This is a genomic window from Hymenobacter segetis (assembly GCF_054776495.1).
The window spans coordinates 2,378,318-2,397,760 of the sequence record NZ_BAAHBV010000001.1; the positions used below are offsets into that span (position 1 = coordinate 2,378,318).

Consider the following 19,443-nt stretch of genomic DNA (forward strand, 5'->3'; position numbering starts at 1 on the left):
GGGGGGCTAGGGGGGTGAGGTTCCCCCGGAATGGTACGGTTAGCTAGTACCCAAAAATCTCCTTCAGCGTGAGCTGCTGCACGGTGCCATACTTGGCCAGCTCCTTGAAATTGAGCCGGTCTTTCGAGCCGATAACCAGAATAACCTGGTTCTGGCCCTTAATCTTGGCGGTCTGAAACTTCTTCAATACATCAAAAGTCATTTTCTGCGTGTAGTCATACACGTCGCGGCGCAGGTCGTAGTCGAGGCCGAGGCGCTTGGCGCGCTCGTAGCTCATCAGGATGTTGCCCTTGGTGATGCGCTCGGTGCTGATGCTGTTGCGGATGGCGTTTTTGGCGATTTCCAGATTGGCTTCGGCCACCGGCATGTCGGTGAGGAGGGCTTCCATGCCGGCCATGGCCTCGGGCAGCTTGTCGCTCTGCGTGCCGATGTAGCTCAGGTTGTAGTTGGAGCGGCCCAGCTTGTCGGCGTTGGTGTAGCCGGAGTAGGCCGAGTAGGCCAGCGCCTTGCTCTCGCGCAAATCCTGAAACACGATGCTGCCCATGCCGCCGCCGAAATACTCGTTGTAGAGCGCCACCGTGGGCACCATTTCCTTGCTATACAGGTCGCCCTTGGTTAGGAACAGGATTTCGGCCTGCACCATGTTGTAATCCACCCAGTAGACTTTCTTGTCTTTCAACGGCTGCTCAGCAAAGTCCTTGGCCGCCGGGGCGGGCGTGAGCTTGGCGGGCGTGCGGTGCTCGGTTTTGAGGACGGCCACCGTGGCATCCTGGGCACGCGGCCCATAGTACAGCACCCGATGCTGGTACGTCGGCAGCTTCTGAATCATTGCCGTGAGCTGCTCCGGTTTCAGCGCCTTCAGTTCTTTCTCGCTCAGGATGTTCGTGAAGGGGTTTTTGGGGCCGTATTTCACGTAGCTCACCATCGCCTGATTCAGAATCACGCGCTTTTCGAGCTTGGCATCCTGGCGCTGCTTAAGCACGCCGGCTACCATGTCCTTGAGGGCAGTGGCATCGGGCTTGGGCGCGGCCATGAGCTGTTCGAACAGCTTCAGTGCCGGCTCCAGGTTGCTATCGAGACCGTTCAGGGTTACGTAAATCCGGTCAGCCCCACTGCTCACATTGAATGAGCAGCCCAGCTTGTAGAATTCCTGTTGCAGCTGCGCGGCGGTGTATTTGCCGGTGCCGAGGTATTGTAGGTAATCCGAAGCGAGGCTCCAGCGCGGGTCGTTGTTCTTGCCCAGGTCGAAGACGTAGGACAGGTTGAACAGGCCGTTCTCCGCATTGTGCGTGTAGTACAGCGGCAGGCCGGGCTTGATTTCCGTCTCCTGAATATCCTTTTTGTAATCAACAAACACCGGCTGCAGTTCCGTGCTTGGCATCGCCGTGAGCTGCTTGTAGTAGGCCGAGGCCACGTCGCGGTTGGCCGGCACGGGCGTGATGGCGGGCTTCACCACTTTCACCTTATTGGGGTCGACGCCGGTACGCTTGAAAACGGTCACGACATTCGGGCCGTAGTTGTCGTTAGCGAATTTCACGATTTCAGCCTTCGTAATCGTGCCGAAATCATCCTGCTGCTTCAGGTAGTCTTTCCAGTCGATGCGCTCGATAAAGGCCTCGTACATGGCACTGGCGCGGGCCTCGTTGCTTTCGTAGCTCTTGGTGCGCGTTAGCTTCTCGTTGTTGATGATGGCCGGAATCAGCCAGTCGGGGAAGTTGCCCTTTTTGACTTTGTCCAGCTCGCCCAGCAGCAGCGCCTTCACGTCTTCCAGCTTCTGCCCCTGACGCGGCGTGCCGTAGATGACGTGCGTGGAATAGTCGTCGTTCATATCCGTGAACGAGGCAGCTTCCAACACCTTCTGCTGCTGGTTCAGGTCGAGGTCGATAAGGCCGGCCTGACCATTGGTTAGGATTTTATCCAGCATCCGCAGGCGCACGGCATCCTTCGACGCCTTGCCCGGCAGGCGGTAGCCAATCATCACGTTTTCCGACTGCGGGCCGAGGATTTCCTTGGTAATCGGGGCCGTAATCGGCTTTTCAACGGGAGCGTTGAAAACCGGCACCGGCTTGCTCGGCATCGCCCCAAAATACTTATCAATAACGCGAATAGTAGCGTCGTAATCCAGGTCGCCACTCAGGCACAGCGCCACGTTATTCGGCACGTAGTATTCGCCGAAATACTTCTTAATCTCCGTAATGGACGGGTTTTGCAGGTGCTCAATCGTGCCGATGGTCGTCTGCGTGCCGTAGGGGTGCGTGGGGTAGAGCGAGGCATTCAGCGCCTCAAACTCCTTGTTGAAATCGGAGTCCAGGCCCCGGTTTTTCTCCTCGTACACCGCCTCCAACTCGGTGTGGAACAGGCGCGGCACCATCTCGCGCAGCCGCTCGGCCTGGATGGCGGCCCACTTCTCCAGTTGGTTGCTGGGAATATCTTCTTGGTACACCGTCTCCTCGTTCGAGGTGTGGGCATTGGAGCCTTTGGCCCCGATGGCACCCATTACTTTATCGTACTCGTTCGGCACGGCGTACTTAGCCGCCACACCCGAAATTGAGTCAATCTGGTGGTAGGTGCGCTTGCGGGCAGCGGCATCGTTGCGCTGGCCCCGGTACACTTCGTAGAGCGCCTCAATCTTATCGAGCTCAACTTTTTCTTTGGTCCAGTCCTGCGTGCCCAGTTGCGAGGTGCCCTTGAACACCATGTGTTCCAGGTAATGCGCCAGACCGGTGGCAGTAGCAGGGTCATTTTTGGAACCGGCGCGCACGGCCAGATAGGTCTGAATGCGCGGCGCATCTTTATAATCGGACAGGTAGACCGTCAGGCCGTTATCCAACTTATAGATGCGCACGCCGAGCGGGTCGCCGGGCACCGATTCGTAGTGGTATTCCTTCGGCGCAACCGGCGTAGAAACCGGCGCGGCCGCAGTTACCGCCGCAGTAGTAGCAGCCGGTTTGCTCGATTGGCATTGCGTGGTGAGGCCCAGTACCGCCAGGGCGGGAAACAGCAGCAAAAAGTTGTTTTTCACGAATGGCGCAGGCGGGTAGCTGGGGGATTCAAAAAACAAAGGTAGCTGGCTGATAGAGGAATAAAAAACAAAATTTCGTCTTATCTTGGCCGATTGTTTCGGTGTCAGCTAGTGGCTTGGGTATTGGCGACGGGATTTCCCAATCGTTTGCAGGAATTTGACGATGTAGGGGCGGGGCTTGCCCCCGCCTTCCGTTCGCGCCGAAGCAACGATTCCGTTCAACGACGGGCGGGGACAAGCCCCGCCCCTACTCGTTCTAATAGTCGGCTTCTAGGCCCAGACGTTGCTTGGCCTCGCGCAGGGCGGGGAAACGCTCGGCCAGGTACTCGAACTTATCCGAGGTAGTATAGAGCCGCTTAGCCGTGGGGGCGGCCTCCGTCAGCACGGGCAGCACGTTGAGGCGGGGGTGGCCGGTGCGGCGGCGCAGGTCGGCCAGAAATTCTACCCGCATTTCGTTGAACTGGTCAATCTGGATGGGGTTGTCGACGGCCAACTCGATGCTGTGCTCGGCGTTGGCCGTGACGGGGCGGTTCAGCACCCAATACTCGCTCATGCGGTCCTGGGCACGACGTTCCTCGGCTATTTCCTTCCAAACCCGCTGTAACAGTGCAGGGTCGATGGGAGCCAGCGGGCCGCTGGGGGATTGCGGCTCGGCCAGGGCCGCTGCATCCTGAGCTGACTTGCTGGCGGCGGCCGCAGTGCGGCTGCTCAAGTCTTTCAGGCTCGGGATTTTGCTGGCTAGGCTGGGAATTTTGGAGAATGCGGCAGCTGGCGACGGGCGCGGCGCAGGCTCAATCCCCTCGAAGCTGGGTACGCCGATTTCGACGTGCGGCAGCGTGTCGCGCATCTGGTGGCGCTCGGTGATGGCGGCATCGGGGTCGGCTTCGATGCTGGGCGTGTCGTGCAGTTCTTCCACGCCGTTTTCGACGGGTAGCGGGTCGGGGCCATCGGCTGGGGCGGGTCCGGTGGCCACGGGTGCACCGGCTGGCATGGGCAGCGGCGCGGGTGCAGCGGCCGGGCGCGGCGTAGAATGATAGGGCGCGGCCGGCGACTCGGTAGCATAGGCGGCCGGAGCCGCGTAGGAAACAGTTGGAGCTGGTGCGGTGGCCGCAACGACTTGGTTGTGACCATTGCTACCCGGAGCCAGGGCCGCGGGCGCAACTTCTTCCCCGCCGTTTAGGTCACTAGTTTTTTTTTTAGCCTCGCCGTTGGTGGCAGGGCTTAGCTCACGAACGAACTGCACGGCCCCGTTCAGGTAAGCCAGCTTCATCAAGGCTAATTCGACGTGGAGACGCTGGTTTTTGGCCTGCTTGAACTCGCGGTCGCACTGGCTGATTAGGTTGAGGGCGGAGAGCAGGAAAGCCAGCGGCGCGGCCTGGGCCTGCTGCACATACTTCTGCTTGATACCGTCGGACACTTCCAGCAGCTGCACGGTAACTGCGTCTTTGCAGACCAGCAGGCCGCGCAGGTGCTCGGCGGTGCCTACCACGAAGTTGTGCAGGTCGAAGCCGTTCTGCATCACTTCATCAAGCAGGAGCAGCGCGGCCGAGAGGTTTTCGGTGAGCAGGCTGTCGACTAAGCGGAAGTAGTAGTCGTAGTCGAGGATGTGCAGGTTCTGCACCACCTCTTTGTAGGTGAGGTTGTTGCCGCCGAAGGTCACCATCTGGTCGAACATCGACAGGGCGTCGCGCAGGCCGCCGTCGGCCTTTTGGGCCAGCAGGTGCAGGGCATCGTCTTCGGCCGTGATGCCTTCCTGAGTGGCCACGTAGCGCAGGTGCCCGCGCATGTCCTCCACCTTGATGCGGCTGAAATCGAAAATCTGGCAGCGCGACAGGATGGTGGGTATAATCTTGTGGCGCTCGGTGGTGGCGAGGATGAAAATGGCGTAGCTCGGCGGCTCCTCCAGCGTTTTCAGAAACGCATTAAAGGCCGCATTCGAGAGCATGTGCACCTCGTCAATAATGTAGATTTTGTACTTACCGGCCTGCGGGGCGTAGCGCACCTGCTCCACCAGCGAGCGAATGTCTTCGACCGAGTTGTTCGAGGCGGCATCCAGCTCGTGGACGTTGAAGGAGGCATTTTCCTGGAAGGCCACGCAGGACGCGCAGGTGCCGCAGGCCTCGGTTTCGGGGCTGAGGTTGGTGCAGTTTATCGTCTTGGCCAGAATGCGGGCGCAGGTGGTTTTGCCCACCCCGCGCGGGCCGCAAAACAGGAATGCCTGGGCCAGGTGCTGGCTCTGAATGGCATTCTGCAGCGTGGTGGTGACGTGCTGCTGCCCCACCACGCTGCGAAACGTGGAAGGACGGTACTTGCGGGCCGAAACGACGAAATTATCCATAAGTTCTGTCTACAAAGTTACCCAGAAATGGGCGGCTTTGGAAGGGAAATCGGGCGGGTTTGGGGTTGGCTGTCTTTACCGGCGCGGTCATGCTGAGCGTAGTCGAAGCATCTCTACCGCGTAAGTAATTCACTGCTTGCAACGAAGCGGTAGAGATGCTTCGACTACGCTCAGCATGACGTTCTTTTTATCCCTACGCTCCCATCCTTCCCATCCATCAAACACCCAAACCGCCGGAAACCTTCCCTCCCGCCCCATCGTTTCACATCTACCGCGTACCTTCGCGGCCCGCCTGGCCCTAACCGGTCGTTTGGGACTCGTTCTTTACCATTTGGGGATGACCGGAATTGACAGCTTGCGCAAATTGCGGGTAAGCGTGCCAGGAGTTGATGGAAGCTCTCCTGTCAAAAAATCTATCAACAATCAACTGGCGACTATTCGTACGCCATGGCTGCCTAGTTCAGAATTAGGTAATTGCCATCGTTCCGCCCGGGTAAGTTTCTACACCTGGGAGTTCGGAGCGTCGTAAGTAGAAAATAGCCTTCGAGGAGCTGTGACTCGGGGGCGAAACCCAACTGCAGCTAGGGGGATTTCAAAGGCCTGACTGACGCCTGGAATACCATGAAAATCCAAGTCTGGATACGCACGTAGAAAGCACGTTGATTTCCTTGTCTGGACCAGGGTTCGAATCCCTGCATCTCCACTTTAAACCCCGTTTGCCTGGTGCAAACGGGGTTTTTTGGTTTTCGGCTTGCGCCAAAATCAACCGTTTGCACACTTTACCCTTACTTCTTTTTCCCATCTGTGATGCTGAACTATACCCGCCGGCTGCTGGCTATTTGCTGCCTGGCTTTGCTCTGGAACGATGTCCAGGCCCAGGCCATCAAGTCGCCCAACGGGCAATTGACGCTGCAATTCGCGCTGCAAAGCGACGGCGTGCCCACCTACCACCTCACCTACAAAGGCCGCGACGTTATCAAAACCAGCAAGCTGGGGCTGGACCTGAAAAACGCGCCGGGCCTCGCCAGCGGCTTTGCCGTAACCGACTCCAAGCAGCGCAGCTTCGATGAAACCTGGACGCCGGTGTGGGGCGAGGTAAAAACCATCCGCAACCACTACAACGAGCTGGCCGTGACGCTCGCGCAGGCTGCCACCGGCCGCAGCATCCGGGTGCGGTTCCGGGTGTTTGATGACGGGCTGGGCTTCCGCTACGAGTTTCCGCGCCAGCCCAAGCTGGACTATTTCACCATTAAGGAGGAGCGCACGCAGTTTGCCCTGGCCGGCGACCACAAGGCCTTCTGGCTGCCCGGCGACTATGACACGCAGGAGTACAGCACCGTGACCTCGAAGCTCTCGGAAGTGCGCGGGCTGATGAAATCGGCCGTGACGGGCAATGCTTCGCAGACCACCTTCTCCCCTACTGGCTTGCAAACACCGCTCATGCTCAAGAGCCAAGATGGGCTGTATATCAACATCCACGAGGCGGCTCTGATTGATTACTCCTGCATGTCGCTGGAGTTGGACGACAAGAATTTCGTACTGGAATCGCATCTCACGCCCGATGCAGTGGGTGATAAAGGGCTGATTCAAACGCCGGCGCTTTCGCCCTGGCGCACGGTGATTGTGAGCGACAAAGCGGGGGATATTCTAGAATCGAAGCTGGTGCTGAATCTGAACGAGCCGACCAAATTCAAGGATACGAGCTGGATAAAGCCGGTGAAGTACGTGGGCGTGTGGTGGGAGATGATTACGGGCAAAAGCACGTGGTCGTACACCAACATGGACAACATCAAGCTCGACTCCGTTGATTATAAAACGGTGAAGCCCAACGGCACGCACGGCGCTAATACGGCCCACGTGAAGGAGTACATCGACTTCGCCTCCAAGCACGGTTTCGACGCGGTGCTGGTGGAAGGCTGGAATACCGGCTGGGAGGACTGGTTCGGCAAGCACAAGGACTACGTGTTTGACTTCGTGACGCCTTATCCCGATTTCAACGTACCGGAACTGCAGCAGTACGCCGCCAGCAAGCACGTGAAGATGATAATGCACCACGAAACCTCGGGCTCGGTGCGCAACTACGAGCGGCACCTAGACTCGGCTTTTTACTTCATGAACAAGTACGGCTACGATGCCGTGAAAACCGGCTACGTGGGCGACATCGTGCCCCTGGGCCACCACCACTACGACCAGTGGGTGATTAACCACTACAACTACGTGCTGGAAACCGCCGCCAAGCACCACATCATGGTGAACGGCCACGAGGCCGTGCGCCCCACCGGCCTGGCCCGCACCTACCCCAACCTCATCGGCAACGAAGCCGCCCGCGGCACCGAGTACGAATCCTTCGGCGGTAATAATGCCGACCACACCACCATCCTGCCCTTCACCCGCCTCATCGGCGGGCCGATGGACTACACGCCCGGCATTTTCCAGACCAAAATCAGCGTCCTCAACCCACAGAACAAGTCCTTCGTGCACAGCACGCTGGTGCGACAAATGGCCCTGTACGTGACCATGTACTCGCCCCTGCAAATGGCGGCCGACCTGCCCGAGAACTACAACCAGCACCTCGACGCCTTCCAGTTTATCAAGGACGTAGCCGTGGACTGGGACGACACCCATGTGCTCGAAGCCGAACCCGGCGACTACATCACCATTGCACGCAAGGCCAAAGGCAAGAGCAGCTGGTTTATCGGCAGCACCTGTGATGAGAACGGCCGCACGTCGAACATCAACCTGAGCTTCCTCGACCCCGGCAAGAAGTACGTGGCCACCATCTACGCTGATGCCAAGGACGCGCACTACGAGAAGAACCCGCAGGCTTACACCATCCGCAAGATGAACGTGACGCGCAAGACCAAGCTGGCGCAATACTGCGCGCCGGGTGGCGGCTACGCCATCAGTGTGATGGAGGCGCGGTAGCGGCCTACGTTGCGGCGACACGCTTAACGATGCACTCCGGTGGGGCCTGGCGACCAGGCACCGCCGGAGTGTTTTTGTTTAGGCCCGGCCGGCGGCATCAATAGTAGGTGGAAGGCAGCTTGGGGTGCTTGGTGGCCAGCGCCCTGGGACTGACGCACAGTCGGCCCTTGCCGGTGGTTGTGATTTCGGCCAGCGGGTCGCGGAAGAAATATGCGCCTTCTTCAATCACTAATTGCCCGGCGATGGTGACCTTGGCGCGGCGCAGGATTTCAAGCCCGCCGCCTTTCTTCACTACCAAGCGCGAAGTGGGACCGATGTAGAGCGCGGGCATCTGGCCGGGTGTTTCGGTGATGACCAGGTTGTTATCATTCGCCACCACTACCCGGGCCGAGTCGCGGGCACGGGCCGGCTGCCGGCCGATATCCAGCCCGCTACCCACCAGATAATAGGAATTGGGGGCCTGAAACTGCAGGCTGCCGGGGGCGCGCAGCACGGTGGTGCCGGGCAGGCTGGTGCTGCCCAGCACGAAATCGGTGCGGTGGGGGCTGGTGCGGTGCGGCCCGTTCTGAAACACGGTATTGCCGCTGAAGACGCCGCCCAGAATTTTATCGTAGGAACCGCTAGGGGCCTGGGCGTAGTCGTAGAGAAACGAGCAGCCGCGGAAATGAAACAGGCTGGCGGTATCCGTAGCGGCCGGGATGGCGTGAATGAGGTAGCCGTGCGTGCCAATGAAGCGGCAGTTGGTGAAGCTCATACGGGTGGCGTGCGAGTCCGAATGCATAGTGAACGGGCCGTAGGCCGGCTGGCCGTGGTAGGGCCGGTCCTCGAAGGTGCAGCCCACAAAACGGGTAGCTTCCTGGGCCGTGGCGGCGTGGCAGCCGTGCACGAAAGCCCCGTAGATGCGGCAGTCCTTGAAGAGGAAACCGGCCTGCGTCACCCAGGCCGACCAGTTGGTGGTGCTCCAGAGCAGGCTGCCGGATATCACAATGTTGCGCGTGCCCGAGGGGTGGCTTTCATCAACCCAATCCGACACGATGGCTTGGCCGGCATTGTCCACGAAGCGGCATTTTTCCAGGCTCACGTTGGTCACGTAGCCGTCCTGCGGCTCCAGGTCGATGCCCGCGCCGGGGTTTGAGAACAGGGCTTTGCCGGTGGAGGCCGGTACGATGCGCCCGGTGTGGCTGAAGTTGCAGTTTACGGCCCGAAAGCCGTTGACACCGGTGAGCGAGAGGCCCTGGCGGCCGTTGTAGTTGCAGGTGGAGTTTTCGAGCAGAATTTCTTCGCGGTTGGGGTCGTCGAGGCTTTTGGCGAGGTGGTTGAGGACCTGAATGCCATCGCGCCCGAAGTGGTGCAGCGCCAGCCGCCGCATCGAAATCCGGCGCGAGTTTTCAATAAAAATACCATCGAACTGCAGCTGAATGCCGGTATCGCCCCAGTGCCCGCCCACTTCCAGCTGGGCGCTGCTGCCATTGAAGGCGAGGTTGTTTACCTGCACGTTGTCGCAGCCCTGGAGTACGAAGCAGGTGCCGCCGGAAAAAGCATATTTCCAGTCGGTAAAATAGGCGTTCGGCGACTCGAACGGGCGTTTGGTGGCGGGGTCGAACGAGCCGTAGCGCATGCCGCTGGCGTAGCGGATTTCGGTGGTGGCGCTGTCGTCGCCGGTCACGGTCAGGTTGCGGCAGCCGTTGAGCTGCAACACGTTCACACCCTGGTTGTTCGCATCCTGCCGGCCCACCAGGTATACGCCTTTGGGAATGCGCAGCACGGCGGCACCCGCGCCGGCGGGCGTTTTGGCGCGCTGGTTGAAGAACTCGGCGGCGCGCTCGAAGGCGGCTTGGTCGTTGGTTTTGCCGTCGCCCACCGCGCCGAAATCGGTTTTCAGGTCTTTGCGCAGCACGGCCGTCGTCCCTTGCCCCCAGGCTGGGCCGGCCAGCATCAGCAGCAAGCTCCATAGCAACCCTGTCGTCAAGCGCACCGTCCGGGCACGATTCATTCTTCGCAATTTTCTCATGAGGCTCTTATAACGATGAAGCGGTTCGGATGGTCTGGGCAAGCGGGCGGGCTTTTGGCGCGCCAGCCGGCGCGGGGCACAACCGCCCATACAGCTTCGGTGAGGTGGATAAATTACGTGCCATTCACAAAAGAACCCGGCTTCATTCGCCGGCCAGGGCCAAAATGCGTGGCTAATACGTGGCTAACCAGTGAATTTTCACTGGTGAATTTTGCTCGGTTTCGGGATGAGCCGGCCCGCTTATTTAGCGCGCCACACTGAGACTGAATACTATATTTACTGGTCTTTCCACAGGCTGGCCCGGGCCGGTTTCTTTTCCGGATTTATGCAAAAACTACTACTACTGGTGCTGGCATTGCTGGCTACTACGCTGGGCTTTGCCCAGACGCTCAACACTTACCAGCTCAATAAGATGATGGGCACGCCGGTGTATGGCCCGCGGGAAGTGGCCGTGGACCGCAACGGCGACATATACATGATAGACGGGGGCGGCGTCACGAAGCTCGACTCGACGGGGCGCTGCTACGCGGCCTATAGCGCCACGCCGGCCGGCCGCTCGGCCAGCAACGCCCAGACCCTGGGCCTGGACGGCGCGGGCAACCTCTACGTGTGCAACTACAGCACGGCGAGCGGTACCAACGACTTCGTGCGCAAGTATGGCCCCGATGGCAACCTGCTCCTGCAATTTGGCTCGGTGGGCACGGGCCCGGGCCAGTTTCAGGAGGTGCACGGCATGTGCGTTGATGCGGCCGGCCGCGTCTATATCGTCGATTACATATTCTCCACGCCCCGGCTGCAGTGCTTCGACAGCCAGGGCACCCGGCTCTTTGAATACACCATCCCGAACGCCACTTACCAAACCAACCTGGTGGATGTGGATGTGGACCCCGCCACGGGCAGCATCTATCTGCTGGAAGAAAACTTCTTCGTGACCAAGCTCACGGCGGCCGGGCAATTCATGTCGCGGGTATCGATGGGCGGGCTGGGCGGCGGCCAGTACCCCAGTCGCGCCGTGGCCCTGCTGGTGGCCCCCAACGGCGAACTGTTGATTACCGGCATACAGCTGAATATCATCCGCTTTAATCAGGCAGGCACCCAGCTCGGCATCATATCGCCCATGTATACGAGCTTTTCGAGCAGCACGCGCACGCCCTTGGCCCGCGATGCGGCCGGCAACATCTACGCCACCGTCTACACGCACCAGATATTTTCCGACCACCTCTTCAAGCTCTCGCCCACCGGCACGCTGCTCAAGCGCTGGGGCAACATCGGCTCGCTGAGCCACGTCCGGCAAGACGAGCTGGGCAACGTGTTCATCCTCGACAACCGGCGGGGCGAGGTGGTGAAGTACGACGCGGCCGGGCAGGAAGTGCTGGCTTTCGGCAGTGGGCGCTTCTCGGCGGGGCTGCAGTTTGCCGGGCTCTCGCTTGATGCGCTCGGCAACGTGTACGTGCTCGAAACGTCGGATATGGCTTCCGACATTCAGAAATTCTCCCCGCGCGGGCAGTTCATTGTCAAATTCCAGTCGTTTGGCATCACGCAGGGCTACCAGCGGTTTTCCGGCCTGGCCGTGGATGCCGGCGGCAGTATGTACGTGGCAGATTATTCTGGCTGCTGCGTGCGCAAGCTGAACCCGCAGGGCGTTTTTCTGAGCACGATGGGCAGCCGGGGCACGGCGCTGGGGCAGCTCTACATTCCGCGAGCCATTGCGGTGGACCTGCGCGGCAACGTGTTTGTGGCCGACTATGATGGCAAGCGGGTGCAGAAATTCAGCCCCGGCGGCGTGGTGCTGCGGCAGTATGGCCCGTCCGCGCCCGGCACCAATCCGACGGTAACGTCGGGTGATGTGGGGCTGGATGTGGACGGCTTCGGCAATGTGTACACCATCACCAACATGAACAGCAGCGTTATTTTCTCGGCCGATGGCAGTACCCAGAAGGCCATGCCCACTGCCGGCACCCGCCTCTCGGTGAACCGCCTGGGCACGCGCCTGATAACCCTGACCAACAACAACGACCTGGTGCGCTTCTACACCTCGACCACGCTGCGGCCCGAAAACCTCATCAACGGGCAAATTTTCAACGACCTCAACGGCAACTGCGTGAAAGAGCCCGCCGAGCAGGCCCTGCCCGGCGTGGTGGTAGCCGCTACCCCCGGCAACTACTACGGCATTTCGGACGAAAACGGCATGTACAGCATTGCCACCGACACGGGCCGCTACACCGTGCAGCAGCTGCCGGCCGTGGATGAGCCCGGCCGCCTGGTGCAGCAAACCTGCTCAACCACCAATGTCGTCACGTTCCGCAACTACGGGGGCGCGGCGGGCATTGTCAATTTTGGCAATGCGGTGAGCACCACAGCCTACCTGCGGGTGGCCATCGCGGCCAACCGGCGGCGGCGCTGCGCCCGCAACACCACCACGGTCACGTATGCCAACACCGGCTTCGCGGCCGCACCCAGTGCCCAAGTGGCCGTGACCATGCCGCCGGAGGTCATTCTGCTCACCGCCACCACGCCCTACACCCGCGATGCGCAGGGCCGCTACCTGTTTGCGGTGGGCACCTTGCAGCCCAACGACGGCGGCACCATCTTCATCACCGATTCGGTGGTGTGCGGCAACCCCGCCATTCGGGGCCTCACGGTGTGCACCCGCGCCACCATCACGCCCCCTAACACCTACCCCACGCCGCCCACCTGGAACCGAGCTGCTGTGACAGTGCAGGGCAAAGCCCAGGCCGGCAACCAGGTCCGCTTTGTGCTGCGCAATACCGCCACCGCCGCCATGACCGATAGCCTGGCCCTGCGCCTGTACCAGAACAGTGAGCTAGCCCTGCAGCACCGCTACCGCCTGGCCGCCGGTGACAGCCTCGTGCTGCGCGTGCCCGCCACCCGCCCCGTGGTGCGCCTCGAAGCCGACCAGCCCACCGGCCACCCCACCCAGCGCATGGCCAGCAGCACCGTGGAAGTATCCGCCCTGGGCACCGCCGGCCAGCCCAACTCCGACATGAGCGCCTCGCCCCCCACCCCGTCCGGCCCCGAAACCGCCGAAGACTGCCAGCCCATCCGGGATTCCTACGACCCTAACGACAAACAGGTGGTGCCCACCGGCACCACGGCCCAACACTACACCCCCACCGGCGTGCCCCTGCGCTACCAGGTGCGCTTCCAGAACACCGGCACCGACGATGCTTACCGTGTGGAAGTAGTGGATACCCTGGCCGCCAACCTCGACCTGCGCACCCTGCACGTCCTCACCGCCTCGCACCCTTACCGGGTGGCGGTGTCGGGCCACGGCCGCGCCGTGCTCACTTTCACGTTTGAGAACATCAACCTGCCGCCTGCCACCCGCGACGCCGTCGGCAGCAACGGCTTTGTACAGTTCAGCATTCAGCCCAAAGCAGGCTTGCCGGCCCGGGAGTTGATTGAAAATAACGCCGACATTTTCTTCGATTACAACCCGCCCGTTCGCACCAATACCACCGCCAATCGCATCTACGACGTGCCGCTGGTGGTGACGCCCGCCGTGGCGCTCGGCTATGCCAGCGTACTGGCTTCGCCGGTGCTCACGCAGGTTGTGCCCGCCCAAGGCCGGGCCGGCACGCTGGTCACGCTCAACGGGCAGCGGTTTGCCACCACATTGGCGGGCAATACCGTTCGCTTCAATGGCGTGGCCGCGCCGGTGCTCAGCGCCTCGGGCACCACGCTTACCGTGCGCGTGCCCACCGGCACCAGCACCGGCAGCGTTCAGGTGATAACCGGCGAAGGCTCGGGCCGCAGTGCGCAGGCATTCACCGTGTACCAGCCGCCCACCCTGGCCCCATTGGCCCCGGCCGAAGGCATCCCCAACGCCACCATCACGCTCACCGGCACCGAATTCGCGGCCGTAGCAGCTCAGGACACCGTGCGCTTCAACGGCGTGGCGGCCGTGGTGCAGCAGGCCTCGGCCACCGCGCTGCGCGTAGTGGTACCCGCCAATGCCACGACCGGCAAAATCCGTATTAACACACTGGGCGGGCAGGTTGAAAGCGTGCAGGATTTTGTGGTGTGGTACCCGCCCACGCTCGTCAGCTTCAGCCCCACCAGGGGCAAGGCCGGTGATGTGGTGACGATGACGGGCAGCAACTTCGCCCCGGCTGCCCGCAATGATGTAGCCTTTGGTACCGGCGCGGGCACCGTGGTGCAGGCCACCGGCACCAGCCTGCGGGTGCGGGTACCGGCCAGCGCCCAGTCGGGACCAATTCGGGTAAGCACCCCGGGCGGCGCATCTGTCTCGGTGACCGGCTTCACGTTTTTGCCCCCGCCTACCATCACGGCTTTTGTGCCCGCACAGGCCAGCGTGGGCGAAGAGGTGACTCTGACAGGCCTGAATTTCCTGGTGGAAGGCCAGCCCGACACCATTTATTTCAATGGTATCAAAGCTGCCGTGCTGGCCACTACGGCTACGTCAGCCACAGTGCGGGTGCCCAAGGGCGCACTTTCGGGTCCGCTGACAATGGGCGGTACCGGCGGGCGTAGCGCCAGCACCACCGCCTTCACAGTGCTGGATTTGAGTGCCGCCGATGCCATCGCCACCTACCCCAATCCAGCGCATGGCACCGTTACCCTCGACTGGCAGCGGGCTGATTTCGAGGTGGAGCAGGTGCGGGTGTATAATGCCTTGGGCCAGCTCGTAAGCACCCAGGACCTGAGTCACCGTGCCACGCCCAGCCTGATGCTACCATTTGCCCCGGGCCAGACGGGCTTGCACCTGCTTGTTATTCAGACCTCGCGCGGCCCGGTGCTTAAGCGCATCACGCTGTATTAGAGAAGTAATTGAATAATATTGAACGTCATGCTGAGCGGAGTCGAAGCATCTCTACCGCGCAACTAATCCAATCAAAAGGATTTACTGCTGCGGTAGAGATGCTTCGACTCCGCTCAGCATGACGTTCTCTTTTACGAATCCATCACTATTACAGCACTAAATCCGCAAACAGCCGCGCCAGCGTCGCGCCCGCGTCCACACAGCGGCCGGGGTGGACCGCCGACGACTGCACCACCGTGCTACGCGTGGCCGTGAGCCAGCGAAACCGCTCGGCAATGGGCAGCTGGCCGATGGTGCCGCCGGTGGCCTTGCCCTGGCAAATGCGCTCGAAGGCCTGCAGTCGGGCCGTGATTTCGGCCAAATCCAAATCCGGGGCTACGGCCAGCAACCGGGCTTCGGGCAGCGCAAACCGGGTTTCGAGGAAGCCCAGCGAGCGGCAGTACACGATAACGCCCACGTTCAGAAATTCTTCGCGCTCCACGCGGGGCACCACGCGCAGCACGGCGTACTCAAATAAGTGCATTGCGGGCATCTTGGGCTTCCTGAACAAAGGTTTCTGAGGCGGCCAGGCGGGCTTCGAGGAAGCCGACGTAGGCGGCGCGCTGGTCGGCGGCGGTGCCGTGGCCGTTGGTCAGCCACGCATCGGGCACCAGGGCCACGATGGCACGGAGGATGTCGGGGGTGAGTTTCGCCTTGTAGTCGGCATCGACTTCGGCCAGCTCGCTGGCCTGGGGCAGCAGGACGTGGGTTTTAATCTGGGGAAACGGGCGGGGGCGCGGCGCGGCCCACTCGGGGCCGGCGTGGTGCACGTAGAGGGCCGCGCCGTGGTCGATGAGCCACAGTTCCTTGTGCCACATCAGCATATTGGTGTTGCGGGCGGTACGGTCCACGTTCAGCGTCAGCATATCCAGCCACACAATTTGGGAGGCCAGATGCGGCTCCACGGTGGTCACCAGCGCATCGTAGGTGATGGCGCCGGAGAGGTAGTGCAGGGCCAGGTTCTGGCCAGTGCTGGCTTGCAGCAGGTCCTGGATTTCCTCGTCGGGCTCGGTGCGGCCGAAGGATTCGTCGAGCTCGCAAAACACCAGCTCGGGCACGCGCAGACCCAGCACGCGGGCTATTTCGCCCACAATCAGCTCGGCAATCAGGGCCTTCACGCCCTGGCCCGCGCCCCGAAATTTCACTACGTAGAGGAAGTTGTCGTCGGCCTCCATCAGGGCCGGCAGCGAGCCGCCCTCGCGGAGCGGCGTCACGTAGCGCGTGAGCTCTACGGTGCGGAGTTCGATAATACTGGGGGCCGGCATACAGCAGATAGGGAGAAAATAACCCGGCAAAGGACGGTCAATTCCGGGCTCTGGGCCAGCGGCAGCGGGGCCTGGAATGAGCGAATGCACCTATCCAGGTGCTGAATTTGGCAGCGAAGCAAGATTTCACAAAAAATCTCTTATCAATATTACACATTTATTTGGATGACCGACAAAAACATATACATTTGAACTATATCATTCGAAATAGGCCTAATTATCACTTCAATAATATTATCGTATAACAATTACAATAAAACTGATTTAACAGTATCCAATTTTTAAATCTGAAATTCTTTAAAAATTCATATTTAATTCTCAACCCAAATTTCTTACCCATGAAACAACTCGACTTTGCTAAAAACAACCGGGGTTCGGCGCTTGCTCCGCCCAGGGTAGCGCCCCGGCCAGCCGGCCGGCTCGTGCTTTGGACACTGCTATTGCTGGGTTTCCTACTCGGGGCCAACGCACCGGCACAGGCCAGCCACTTCCGCTACGGCACCCTCACCTGGCGCACCGTGCCCACCGACCCCAGCAAACTAACGGTGCAGTTTAAGGTGAGCCAGGCGTGGCGGCTCAGCTTTGGGGCTTTCGCCAATAACGTTCCGGTGCCCGGCGCGGTGTTTACCGACGTGATGAATTTTGGCGATGGCACGACCGGCAACATGAACCTAGTGGTGACATCGGTGGACGTGCCGGGCGACAGCTTCTATGCCGAAGCCGTGGTGACGCACACCTACGCGGCGGCCGGCAGCTACCGGGCCTTTTTCACGGACTGCTGCCGCATATACACGCTGTCGAACAACGCCAACAGCACCTGGTACGTGAGCAGCCTCGTGAATGCTGGCTCGGGCAACAACTCGCCCGTGTCGACGCTGGCGCCGGTGGTGAACCTGGCCGTGGGCCAGGCCGCCGCCACGTTCCAACTGCCCGCCAGCGACCCGGATGGCGACGCGCTGACCTACTCGCTGGCTACATCGGCTGACATCAACAACGAGCCTTTTGTCAATGCTCCGACGCTGGCCGTGAACCCGGCTACGGGCTTGGCTACCTTCAACACGGTGGGCCGCACGGTGGGCCAGCTGTTCAATGGCGTGATTAAAGTTAGTGACGGGCGCACCAGCATTCTGGTCGATTTTCTGATTAACATCACGGCGGCTTCCACGGCCCCGGTGTTCGACTACAGCATCACGCCGCCCAACGGCTTCGTGTACCGGGTGTCGCCGGGCCAGGCGGTCACGTTTGGCGTGCGCGCCACCGATGCCGACCCCGGCGATGTGGTGAACCTGAAGGCCTTCGGGCTGCCAGCGGCGGCCACCACCGCCCCCACCCTGCCCCTGAACGGCAACCCCGTGCAAACGGCCTTCACCTGGACGCCCACGGCGGCCAACTTGGGCACGGTCATCATCAACTTCGTGGCCCAGGACCTGGCCGGCGTGCAAACGTCCACGTCCGTCACCATTGAAGTGAGTCAGAAGCCGCGCTTCGACGTGCCCCCCACGCCAGCCAACACCAGCGTGGTGCAGGTGACGCCCGGCACGGCTCTCAGCTACACCATTCAGGCGTCGTCGCCGGTAGCGACCAACCGGGTGAGCATTGCGAGCGCAACCGGCCTGCCGGCTTCGGCCAGCTTTGCACCCGCCCTGCCTACCGCCGCCGCCAACCCCACCAGCACTCAGCTGAGCTGGACGCCCGTGCTGGCCGACTGGGGCCCGCACGCCGCCACCTTCGTGGCCCGCGACAACAACAACGAGCAGGCCACCCACGCGATAAGCTTCATCATCAACTCGGCCCCGTCGTTCACCTCGCAGCCCAGCGGCCTGACCCGCACGGTGGGCCAGCCGTTCACGTACAACATCACCGCTACCGACCCTGACCTGCCCTACGGCGACCGGCTGAGCATCACGGCCTCGGTGCTGCCCAGCTGGCTGCAGCTGATATACCCCGGCAACGGCACGGCCACGCTCAGCGGCACGCCCACGCTGGCCCAGGTGGGCACCCACCGCGTAACGCTGACAGCCGAGGACATTTACCACCACGGCAACAGCTACGGCACCATTTCACAGACGTTTGTTATCACCGTGATAGCCTGCAACGTGGCCGCCATGCCCACCGCCACCAACCCGAGCTGCGCGGGCAGCAGCACCGGCAACATCGCGCTGGCCGTAACGGGTGCTCTGGCTCCCGCCACCTACTCCTGGACTGGCCCCAACCGCTTCCAGGCCACTACCCAGAACCTCTCGCAGCTGCGCGCGGGCACCTACACCGTGGTAGTAACCGGCGCTAACGGCTGCACCGCCACTGCCCAGGCCACCCTGAAAGACCCCGCGCCAGCCACGCCGCCCACCATCACGGTTTCGCTCGTGAACCCCGTAGTGGTGCAGCAGCCCACCACCATTTTCCTCGGCTATGGCCCCCAGACGGCCACCCTGACCGCCACTGGCGGCGTGAGCTACCGCTGGAGCCCGGCCATGAACCTGAGCAACGCCAATATCGCCAACCCCGTGTTTGCGCCCACGGCGGCCGGCCAGTACACCTACACCGTGACGGCTACCAACGCCACCGGCTGCCAGACATCGGCCTCCGTGACGCTGAGCGTGATTGATGCCAGCTGCGGCAATAACCCCAAGAATCCCAAGGTACTGGTGTGCCACGAAGGCCACGAAATCTGCATCTCGCCCAATGCGGTGCCGGCGCACATCGGCCCCGGCTCGACGCACAAGGATTACCTGGGCAGCTGCTTGGGAATGTCGATGCCAAGCACAGCGGCTAAAGTAGTGTTGGAAGCCTACCCCAACCCCGTAGCCCAAAGCACAGTGGTAAACTTCCGCGTGCCCGTAACGGCAGCGGCCACGGTGCAGGTTTACAACCAGATGGGTGTACTCGTCGCTACTTTGTTTGAAGGCGAGGCTCAGGCTGGGCGCGACTACCCACTTGAAGTGGATGCCAGCCGCTGGCCCACCGGCATCTACCTGTGCCGCTTCGTGAGCAAGGGTCAATCCAGCACCCAACAGCTGATGGTGGCGAAATAGATTTTGC

The 19,443-nt window shown here is 61.3% G+C and carries 8 protein-coding genes and 1 other RNA gene; 4 read left to right on the top strand and 5 right to left on the bottom strand.

Going from position 1 to position 19,443, the window contains the following annotated elements:
• Positions 1-43 precede the first annotated feature (43 nt).
• Together ACYU70_RS09950 and ACYU70_RS09955 are read right to left on the bottom strand one after the other, a co-directional pair.
• On the bottom strand, positions 44-3,022 hold the full coding sequence (locus ACYU70_RS09950; RefSeq protein ID WP_460615977.1) for a M16 family metallopeptidase: 2,979 nt from the start codon (positions 3,020-3,022) through the stop codon (positions 44-46).
• 256 nt (positions 3,023-3,278) lie between these two features.
• Positions 3,279-5,360 carry a DNA polymerase III subunit gamma/tau gene (locus ACYU70_RS09955; RefSeq protein WP_342296920.1) on the bottom strand — a complete coding sequence of 694 codons (2,082 nt, stop codon included), beginning with the start codon at positions 5,358-5,360 and terminating at the stop codon, positions 3,279-3,281.
• A 333-nt stretch (positions 5,361-5,693) separates the two neighbouring features.
• Here ACYU70_RS09955 and ssrA point away from each other — a divergent pair.
• Positions 5,694-6,066: a transfer-messenger RNA gene (gene ssrA / locus ACYU70_RS09960) on the top strand.
• 101 nt (positions 6,067-6,167) lie between these two features.
• Positions 6,168-8,285: a glycoside hydrolase family 97 protein gene (locus tag ACYU70_RS09965; protein ID WP_342296919.1), complete on the top strand. Its 2,118-nt coding sequence runs from the start codon at positions 6,168-6,170 to the stop codon at positions 8,283-8,285.
• A 97-nt stretch (positions 8,286-8,382) separates the two neighbouring features.
• On the opposite strand, the gene ACYU70_RS09970 is transcribed toward ACYU70_RS09965, so the two are convergent.
• A complete protein-coding gene (locus ACYU70_RS09970) occupies positions 8,383-10,278 on the bottom strand; it encodes a right-handed parallel beta-helix repeat-containing protein (protein WP_342296917.1) in 1,896 nt (631 codons plus the stop codon).
• 343 nt (positions 10,279-10,621) lie between these two features.
• Here ACYU70_RS09970 and ACYU70_RS09975 point away from each other — a divergent pair, with 343 nt between their 5' ends.
• On the top strand, positions 10,622-15,100 hold the full coding sequence (locus ACYU70_RS09975; RefSeq protein WP_342296915.1) for a DUF7619 domain-containing protein: 4,479 nt from the start codon (positions 10,622-10,624) through the stop codon (positions 15,098-15,100).
• A 148-nt stretch (positions 15,101-15,248) separates the two neighbouring features.
• Here ACYU70_RS09975 and ACYU70_RS09980 read toward each other — a convergent pair whose 3' ends face one another.
• Together ACYU70_RS09980 and ACYU70_RS09985 are read right to left on the bottom strand one after the other, a co-directional pair.
• The gene (locus ACYU70_RS09980; protein ID WP_342296913.1) at positions 15,249-15,632 is read right to left on the bottom strand and encodes a DUF3037 domain-containing protein; all 384 of its coding nucleotides are present in this window, start codon (positions 15,630-15,632) and stop codon (positions 15,249-15,251) included.
• Positions 15,610-16,404: a HipA family kinase gene (locus ACYU70_RS09985; RefSeq protein WP_342296912.1), complete on the bottom strand. Its 795-nt coding sequence runs from the start codon at positions 16,402-16,404 to the stop codon at positions 15,610-15,612. The genes ACYU70_RS09980 and ACYU70_RS09985 overlap by 23 nt, the downstream gene beginning before the upstream one ends.
• 338 nt (positions 16,405-16,742) lie before the next feature.
• On the opposite strand from ACYU70_RS09985, the gene ACYU70_RS09990 reads away from it, so the two are divergent.
• Positions 16,743-19,436, top strand: coding sequence for a putative Ig domain-containing protein (locus ACYU70_RS09990; protein ID WP_342296911.1), 2,694 nt, complete (start codon positions 16,743-16,745; stop codon positions 19,434-19,436).
• Positions 19,437-19,443: the final 7 nt, after the last annotated feature.